Annotated in this window: 10 protein-coding genes; all 10 read right to left on the reverse strand. The window is 51.9% G+C overall.

All coding sequences use genetic code 11. The features are described from left to right. Nucleotides 1–71 precede the first annotated feature (71 nt). Nucleotides 72–608 carry a phosphonate degradation HD-domain oxygenase gene (locus tag LKE08_RS02795; protein WP_324702669.1) on the reverse strand — a complete coding sequence of 179 codons (537 nt, stop codon included), beginning with the start codon at nt 606–608 and terminating at the stop codon, nt 72–74. An 85-nt stretch (nt 609–693) separates the two neighbouring features. After that, nucleotides 694–1,218, reverse strand: coding sequence for a hypothetical protein (locus LKE08_RS02800; protein ID WP_324702670.1), 525 nt, complete (start codon nt 1,216–1,218; stop codon nt 694–696). 12 nt (nt 1,219–1,230) lie between these two features. Next, nucleotides 1,231–2,367, reverse strand: a complete 1,137-nt coding sequence (phnM, locus tag LKE08_RS02805; RefSeq protein WP_324702671.1) for a phosphonate metabolism protein PhnM — start codon at nt 2,365–2,367, stop codon at nt 1,231–1,233. A 95-nt stretch (nt 2,368–2,462) separates the two neighbouring features. Continuing rightward, entirely contained in the window at nt 2,463–3,236 is a 774-nt protein-coding gene (gene phnL / locus LKE08_RS02810; RefSeq protein ID WP_324702672.1) for a phosphonate C-P lyase system protein PhnL, read from the reverse strand. A 32-nt stretch (nt 3,237–3,268) separates the two neighbouring features. Then, nucleotides 3,269–4,072, reverse strand: a complete 804-nt coding sequence (gene phnK, locus LKE08_RS02815) for a phosphonate C-P lyase system protein PhnK (protein WP_324702673.1) — start codon at nt 4,070–4,072, stop codon at nt 3,269–3,271. A 245-nt stretch (nt 4,073–4,317) separates the two neighbouring features. Continuing rightward, on the reverse strand, nt 4,318–4,974 hold the full coding sequence (locus LKE08_RS02820) for a glutathione S-transferase family protein (RefSeq protein ID WP_324702674.1): 657 nt from the start codon (nt 4,972–4,974) through the stop codon (nt 4,318–4,320). Beyond that, nucleotides 4,967–5,848, reverse strand: a complete 882-nt coding sequence (locus LKE08_RS02825; RefSeq protein WP_324702675.1) for an alpha-D-ribose 1-methylphosphonate 5-phosphate C-P-lyase PhnJ — start codon at nt 5,846–5,848, stop codon at nt 4,967–4,969. The genes LKE08_RS02820 and LKE08_RS02825 overlap by 8 nt, the downstream gene beginning before the upstream one ends. A 221-nt stretch (nt 5,849–6,069) precedes the next feature. Then, the gene (locus tag LKE08_RS02830; protein ID WP_324702676.1) at nt 6,070–7,134 is read right to left on the reverse strand and encodes a carbon-phosphorus lyase complex subunit PhnI; all 1,065 of its coding nucleotides are present in this window, start codon (nt 7,132–7,134) and stop codon (nt 6,070–6,072) included. 1 nt (nt 7,135) lies between these two features. Continuing rightward, nucleotides 7,136–7,732: a phosphonate C-P lyase system protein PhnH gene (phnH, locus tag LKE08_RS02835; protein ID WP_324702677.1), complete on the reverse strand. Its 597-nt coding sequence runs from the start codon at nt 7,730–7,732 to the stop codon at nt 7,136–7,138. Then, nucleotides 7,729–8,184: a phosphonate C-P lyase system protein PhnG gene (gene phnG, locus LKE08_RS02840; protein ID WP_324702678.1), complete on the reverse strand. Its 456-nt coding sequence runs from the start codon at nt 8,182–8,184 to the stop codon at nt 7,729–7,731. The genes phnH and phnG overlap by 4 nt, the downstream gene beginning before the upstream one ends. Nucleotides 8,185–8,352 lie beyond the last annotated feature (168 nt).

Here is an 8,352-nt window from a genome sequence, read left to right on the forward strand (position 1 = left end):
TGGGGGGGATGGGGGTTGGGGGGGATGGGAGCCGGGGGGTGCGGTCAAACCGGCGGATCTGATATGACAAATTAGGTCGATTTCAAGCACCATTGCAGGACGGGAATAAACTCATCCAAATTCGGGGTTTTACAGTTGATAACTTTGGCGCGATCGTCCCAAAGCCGCAGTTTGACGGCATCTTCCGCGTGGGGTTGCCGGATGAAGGCGATCGCCTCTTCCGCCGAAAAAATCCCCCCCTGCAATTCCAGGCTAAATTGAGAAGCCGGAGACAAATTGTCCCGATACTGGGGTTGGGTGGCGCAGAGGTAACGTTTGGCTTGTACATGAAGGCGGATGGGTTCGGTGACGGCTTCGCCAAATAACTTTTTCAGGGGTGGAATGGCGCGATATTCGTGGCGATCGTCGATGTCGGTATCTTCTCCTAAATCGTGAATCAAATGTCCGAAATCGTGCAGCAAACTGGCTGTTATCAACTCGGGGGACGATCCGGCATTTTGCGCCAAAGTCGCACACTGCAAGGCGTGTTCGAGCTGGCTGACGGCCTCTTTTCCGTACTGCTCATGTCCGCGAGTTTCTAAAATTTCGAGAATCGTTTCTAAAGTCATAATTTGACCTCTTTCAATTCGTTGTTGCGCTTTAGCGCTATCAGTCTATTTTATTGATGGATTGATTTTTTAAGCCAATTAAATATCAAACTGTCCAAGATTGATGGCACGTCCAAGAACCGTCCTCATGCCGCTGATAAAATCGGATTTCCCACTGTACGGGAGCATTGATGTCGATTGAATCGAGAGCGATTTTTTTTAGTATTTCATAATTTCCGGCTTCAAAATTGTAGGCAAAACTCAAATGCAGCCAATCTTTTGATCGCAAGTTTTTCGGGTCGGAAATTGCCTGAGATTCGGCAATAAAATCGGCGATCGTTGTTTTGAGTTCCGGCGCGTTAATTTCCAATCCGTGCCAATGTTCTTTGAAAGTCATGCCGGTAATTTTTATCGAAATTTCCGATAACTTTAACAGCCGATTCAAAATTTCAACATCGGACGAAATCGCCGTTTCACTGTCTTGAAAAAATCCCGTCAGAGAACAGTGAGGCATATAATTGTGAGCCGAATTCGCACCGCAAACGTCTCGAGTTTTGCGAAAGTAGGCTTCGATTTTCTCGTTCAACTCACCCACCGGACAGGCGTAAACAATCAACTCTCGATCGCTCATTTTTATTTTCAGTTAGGCAACGCGACGACCTCGACGAACAACGGAGGTGATCCGGGGAACGATCCCATCGTCATGAACGGTAATTATATCAGCTTGTTTGCCAACTTCCAAACTCCCCCGGCTGTCGAAAAGGCCGATCGCCTTCGCCGGGTTGCCGGTGACATATTGCATGGTTTGATAGATGGGTTTTTGCATTTTCTGGGAAATGATAAAAATCGACTGAAGCAAACTGCGGGGAACGTAGTCGGATGAGAGAATATCGACGCGATCGCGTTCCACCAATTCCATCGCGGAAATATTGCCGGAGTGGGACCCCCCCAGAACCAAATTCGGCGATCCCATCAGGACTTTCAACCCGGAATTGTGGGCCGCTTCCGCCGCGTCCAATGTGGTGGGAAATTCGGCGATCGCCGCACCATCTGCCACGGCTTCCCGGACGTGTTCGACGGTGGCATCGTCGTGGCTGGCGAGGGAAATATTGCGATCGCGACTCAGTGCGACCAAAGCTTTTCGGTTCTTTTCGGCATAGAGTTGTTGTTTTTCCTTTCGCCTTTTGATGAACCGATGCATTTCTTCTGCGGAAATGCCATATTTTCCCATATAATATTCCGTGTATTTTTCGATTTTGACGAACTGCCGCTGTCCCGGCGTGTGATCCATCACGGAAATCAGGGATAACAGGGGATGATCGGTATATTCTTCGGCAATCTCACAAACCGATTCAAAGGACAATTCGCACCGCAAATGAATCCGGTGATCGCTCAGAAAACGTCCGGTTTCTTGTGCCTCGTGAATGGCATCGATCATCGGCTGAAAATCCGTCAGGCGGTTGGAGTTGGGTTTCACGTCTCCGATCGCGATCGCGTCACAAACCGTGGTAATTCCGGAACTGATCAGATCGCGATCGTGATAAACCACAGCCGCCTCGATCGGCCATTTTATTCCCGGACGGGGTGACATACACCGTTCAAAATTGTCGGTGTGGAGTTCGATCAATCCGGGTAAAAGATAGTCCCCGTTGCCATTTTCACCTTGAGAAACAATTCCCGGTTGAATGTCGGCAATTTTGCCGTCCCGAACCACCAGCGTCCCCAACACTTCGCGATCGGGTAATTGCAGGCGATAATTGGTGTAAACCTGTTCGTTCATGGTTTAGAGTTATGATTTTTAGAGACAAACGGGGGTGCTTCCCATACTTTATTAATTTTTTGAACGGCTGAGGTTAACAATATCTTATCTCGAAGTTAAATTTTACCATTTTCATGGGGATTTGCAAAAGTGAGTTCCCGAGTTCCGATGCGGTTGCGGACTTCCTCATCGTGGAAAATACCGATCAATGCCGCTCCTTGGTTTTTGCGTTCTGCCAACAATTCTATCACCTCCCGGCGGTTGATTTCATCCAGGGAAGAAGTCGGTTCGTCCAACAGCAAAATTGGAGAGTTGACGGATAGGGCTCTGGCGATATTCACCCGCTGTTTTTCGCCGCCGGAAAAGGTGGTGGGGGAGAGATTCCAGAGGCGTTCGGGGAGGTTGAGACGCCGGAATAATTCCTCGACGCGATCGCACGCCGTCTCGCGATCAACCCCCAATTCCAACAGCGGTTCCATCGCCACCGCGATCGCGGGAACCCGGGGAATGACGCGCAAAAATTGGCTGACATAACCGATGGTTTTTCGGCGAATTTCTAACAGTTCGTGGGGTTGAAGTTTCACCAAATCCAACCAATTTTCGTCATGTTTCACCCAAATCGAACCGCGATCGACCCGATAATTTCCGTAAAGCGATCGCATGAACGTGGACTTCCCGGAACCCGATTTTCCCGCCAAAATCACGCACTCCCCGGCATCCACCGTCAGCGAAACTCCTTCCAAAACTGACAGATGCACCCCCCCCTGATTGTGGAGGACAAATCCTTTATCAATATTTTCTGCCTTCAAACGGGTATCGGCAGAAATATCCGTCGGTTGTTGTTGATTGATTAACTCCGAATCCATCATCTTATTTTGAAAAGTCGTCAATTCCGATCCCTCCCCTTACCCAGGAAAAGTCTTCAAGGCATCAACGTCGCACTCACCAACTGTTGGGTGTAGGGATGCTGGGGATCGTCCAACACTTGATCCGTCAATCCCGCTTCCACAACCCTGCCATTTTTCATCACCAAAAGTTGATGTGCCAACAGGCGGACGACACCCAAATCGTGGGTGACTAAAATAACGCTCAAATGCAAATTTCTGACCACCGATCGCAACAGATCCAATAGCCTCGCCTGGACGGAAACATCCAACCCCCCCGTCGGTTCGTCCATCAAAATTAACCGGGGATTGGTGACTAAAACCCTGGCGAGTTGGAGGCGTTGTTGCATCCCCCCCGAAAAGGTAAACGGAAAGGAATCGATGCGAGTCGGATCGATTTCCACCTGTTCCATCCAATGAACAGCTTCTTGTCTAATTTTATCATAATTTCTGACGCCGATATCCATCAATCGTTCGCCGATATTCGCTCCCGCAGTTACGTCCATCCGCAGTCCATCCCGAGGATTTTGCCTGACAAATCCCCACTCCGTTTTTAACAGTTTCCGCCGCATCACTTCGGGGAGAGTATTGAAAGTGAGGGGATAGCCGCGATCGCCATTATAAATCACCGTCCCCGCCTGACTGGGTAGATATCCCGCCAAAGAATTCAGCAGGGTCGATTTTCCCGATCCGGACTCGCCGACGATTCCCAAAACTTGTCCGGGGTAGAGGTCAAAACTGATGCGATCGCAGGCTAAAATTGATCCGTAAGATTGACTCAAGTTTTCGACTCTCAACAGAGGTTTTAACTGTCCGAATTGTGTTTTTAACTCGACATTCATAAATTGTTCAGACCCATAAATATTAACGATCTACCTCGTACCTCGTAGCACAGGCATCCTGCCTGTTTTCAATCAATGACATTAACGGTCTTTCTCATTCAATCGGGAAAGATCCCCCTAAATCCCCCTTAAAAAGGGGGACTTTGAGTTAATGATCCCCCTAAATCCCCCTTGGGAAGGGGGACTTTGAGTTAATGATCCCCCTAAATCCCCCTTGGGAAGGGGGACTTTGATTAGACATGAATTTACATTTTTGCGACCCTCGATTTGATGCCACTCATCGCCGCTTCCACCATTTCGGGTTTGGGTGCGGTTTTTTGCCAGCTTTCCCGGCTTTGCAGGCGATCGCACCATGCTTGTATTTTTGGATAGGACTCCAGAGAAAAACCCAGTATTTCCAAAGAGGGAATGGCGGTCCCGGCGACGAAATCGGCTTGGGTGATTTCATTGCCGACTAAATAATCGCGATCGCCCAAATAATCTTGATAAAAATTAAGGATGGTATCGAGTTTTTCATGGGATTGCTTCAGGGACTCATCTGGTTCGTCCAGCACCCCCGCAAATCGTTTGAGTAGGGGGACGGTGGCGGGTAATAATTCGTTCATAATGACCAACTCCAACATCCGCATGATACCCAGCGATCGCGGATTTTTCGGAGTGAAACTCGGGTCGGGATATTTCGCATCCAAATAGTCCATCATCGCCAATGATTCGATCAGGGTAAAATCCTCATCCACCAAAACCGGGATGTGATGAAAGGGATTCAGTTGCAAGAACTCCGGCTGATATTGATCGCCGTTCAAATTGACGATCGCTTCCTCGAATTCGATGCCTTTTTCCAACAGCATCACCCAGACTCGACGACTGTTAAATGAAAGGGGAGTGTGATCAAATTTAATCATGGGATTGTGTTTGAATGAGTTGTTGTCGAGATTGACAATAATCTGTATCCGAACAGATCCACATCCGACCGCCGCGATCGTCGGTGACGACCTCATCTAAAAAGCTATCTTTCGACCCGCAAAAGTGGCAGGATTTGTCCCATTTTTGCACCGAAAATGGATGGTCTTCAAAGTCCAAACTTTTGACTTCCGTGTGGGGTGGAATCGCGTAAATTCGCTTTTCCCGGCCCGCCCCAAATAACTGTAACGCCGGATTCATATTCAGTTTGGGATTGTCGAATTTCGGAATCGGGCTCGGACTCATCAAATAGCGATCGTGAACCCGCACCGGATAATCGTAGGATGTGGCGATATGACCGAATTTTGTAATGTCTTCGTAGAGTTTGACGTACATCGGCCCGTACTCTTCGAGGGCGTGCATTTTGTCGGTTTCGACGGCGGACGGTTCCAGCCACCGCAGGGGTTCGGGAATCGGGACTTGGTAGATGATAATTTGACCTGATTTCAAAGGGGTTTCTGGGATGCGGTGGCGGGTTTGAATTAACGTCGCTTCCGATGTTTTTTCGGTAGTTTTTACACCGCAGACACGGGTAAAAAAGCGGCGGATATTTACCGCATTGGTGGTGTCGTCCGAACCCTGATCGATGACTTTCAGAGTATCCGTTTTTCCGATAACCGAAGCGGTGATTTGAATGCCACCCGTCCCCCAGCCGTAGGACATGGGCATTTCCCGGGAACTGAAGGGGATTTGATGACCCGGAATCGCTACGGCTTTGAGGAGCGATCGCCGGATCGATCGCTTCGTTTGTTCGTCCAAATAGGCGAAGTTAAATCCGGGTTCTGGGGTCTCTGTTATCGTTCCATTGTCACTCATAAATTGACTTGAATTGCATCTATAGTTGTTCTCAATCTGACCGGGTAAATTGGAGGATAAAATACCCGTTGAACTTAAAGCGAAGCCTCCTCTTTCTCCCCCCTTTCTTCCCCCTTTCTCCCCCCAATTCTCCCCCCAATTCTCCCCCCTTTCAAAGGGGATCTAAGAGGGATAATGGGGGATATTTTCACAGGCAGGATGCCTGTGCTACGAGCGGCGGTTTAACATTGATAGTCCTGCCGCATTTGGCGGATCAAATTTAATTCTGATTGAAAATCGACGTAATGGGGCAGTTTCAAATGTTGGACGAACCCCTGAGCCTCCACATTGTCGGAGTGAGAGAGGACGAATTCCTGATCCTGGGCCGGACCCTGAATCGCTTCGCCCAATTCCGGCGATCGCATCGCCCGATCCACCAGGGCCATCGACATCGCCTTCCGCTCGTTGTAGCCGAACGTCAACCCGTAGCCGCGGGTAAATTGGGGTAAAATCTGCTTCGATCCGGAAAATTGGTTGACCATCTGCACCTCCGTCACCGTAATTTCCCCGATCGCCACCTCGAACCCCAACTCGTCCGGACAGATGATCACCTCCACCATCCCCACCCGCACCTCCCCCGCGAAGGGGTGATTTTTGCCGTACCCCCGCTGGGTGGAATAGGCCAAAGCCAGTAAAAACCCCTCGTCGGCCCGGGCCAGATTTTGCAACCGCGCATCCCGTCCGGTGGGCAGTTTCAACGGTTGACGAGTCAGGTCGGCGGGTCGGTTGTCCTGGGGGGGTTCGGGTTGCAGCAACCCCTCCTGACCGAGGGTATCGGTGACGCGGGGGATGTCTGATGGGGGAATTTCGGCTTCCGGCGCCGGCGGTGCCTCCCCCTCCGCCGCCAATTTGAAGTCCAGGAGGCGGTGGATGTAGTCGAACGTCGGGCCCAACTGCTGGCCGCCGGGGACGTCCTTAAAAATGGCGGAAATGCGCCGGGAAACCTGCATTTTCCCCGTATCCAGGGGTTGGCTGGAGTAGAACCGGGGCAGGGTCGTCCGGTAGGCCCGCAGCAAAAATACCGCCTCCACCAAGTCCCCCCAGGCCTGTTTGATCGCTAAAGCCGCCAGTTCCCGATCGCACAGACTCCCCTCGCACATAACGCGATCGACGGCCAGGGACAGTTGTTGTTGGATCTGGTCGAGGGTCAACTCCGGCACGTCCGGATCGCCCCGCCGCCACGCCTTCAGCAGGGCCTCCGCATTTTCGATCGCCTGTTGTCCTCCCTTGACGGCGACGTAAGCCATCTCAACGCTCTCCTTCCGACGGTTTCAGTTGGGCGGTTCGGGGCAAACCGACCACCTCCCGATCGCTGAAAAAAAAGATGTCAATTCCTTGCGGATATTGTCGGACATTTTCCCGCCACTGTACCCAAAATTGGGCAGAAACGGGCAAATTAATGTTTTGTTCCCCCAAAATTCCCGGCCCGGTGAGGGTGACGGCTTCTCCCCCCTGCAAACTGGGAACCTGGATCAGCAGGGTGGCGGCGGTTTCCGGTTCTTCCGCCGTTCCGGGGTTGAATTGGGTCAGATCGGGCAGTTCGGCGATATCTCGAATCAGGGCAAAATCGGCCGTTCCGGGGTCGGTTCCCCACCGACAACCGCTGTGAAACACCAGCCACCGCCCCACCTCCGAGGGAAATTCCGGACTCAGCCAGACCTCGGTTTCCAAGTCCAACAGGGTCAGACAAGCGATCGCACAGGCCGGGTTGAGGTCCCTGGGAGGGGTTAAAAAGGGTGGAATCGTCCGGGGTTGTCCGGGGTGGGACAGGGCGTCCAACAGGGCGCGAAAGCTGGTTTGGGCGTCGTGGACCGGATCGGCCAGTCCGGGAAGTTGAACGGTCATTCCGACTCCCCCCGCACCAGCGTATAAAAGTTGACCTGGGTGGCGGCGGTCTGTCGGGCCCGGGCAGCGTGTTGTTGCCGGAGTTCCCCTTGCAGGGGTTCGATCACCGATTGTTGAATGCGATCGCGCCACTGGGGATGTTGCAAAAGGGCGTCGCACAGGGCCGCGAGTTCCGCGTGACGGCGCGATCGGCCAGCCACATAACCGAACCCGACGATGGCGGCGGGATCGCCCAACTGCACCGCGCACCGCGTCACGGTCATTTCCCCCAAATTGAAAATTTCCCCCGTCCCCCCGGCGCGCCCCCGGACCATCGTCAGGCCAATTTCCGGGGGTCGCAAAAAATCGTAGGGGGGCAGGGGTTGCAAATCCGCGATTCTATCCTCCAGGGCTTTTAGGGAGGATTTCGCCAAAGTTGCCATCCAGGACTGTCGCTGCTGGGGATTCGACATGATAATGGTTGTCCAGTTTGTCAAAAATCGGGACTCGGGGGCTGGAGGCAGAGGAGGCAGAGGCGACATCTTACATCAGATTCGTACAACCTCCCCAATCATCTGAATATGATTTGATCGGGTTGGGGCCCCTGGCTTGCGCCCTCGGGAATTGATTCCCAAGCGGTC

The sequence above is a fragment of the Lyngbya sp. CCY1209 genome (assembly GCF_035615495.1).
Taxonomy (GTDB): Bacteria; Cyanobacteriota; Cyanobacteriia; order Cyanobacteriales; family Microcoleaceae; genus Limnospira.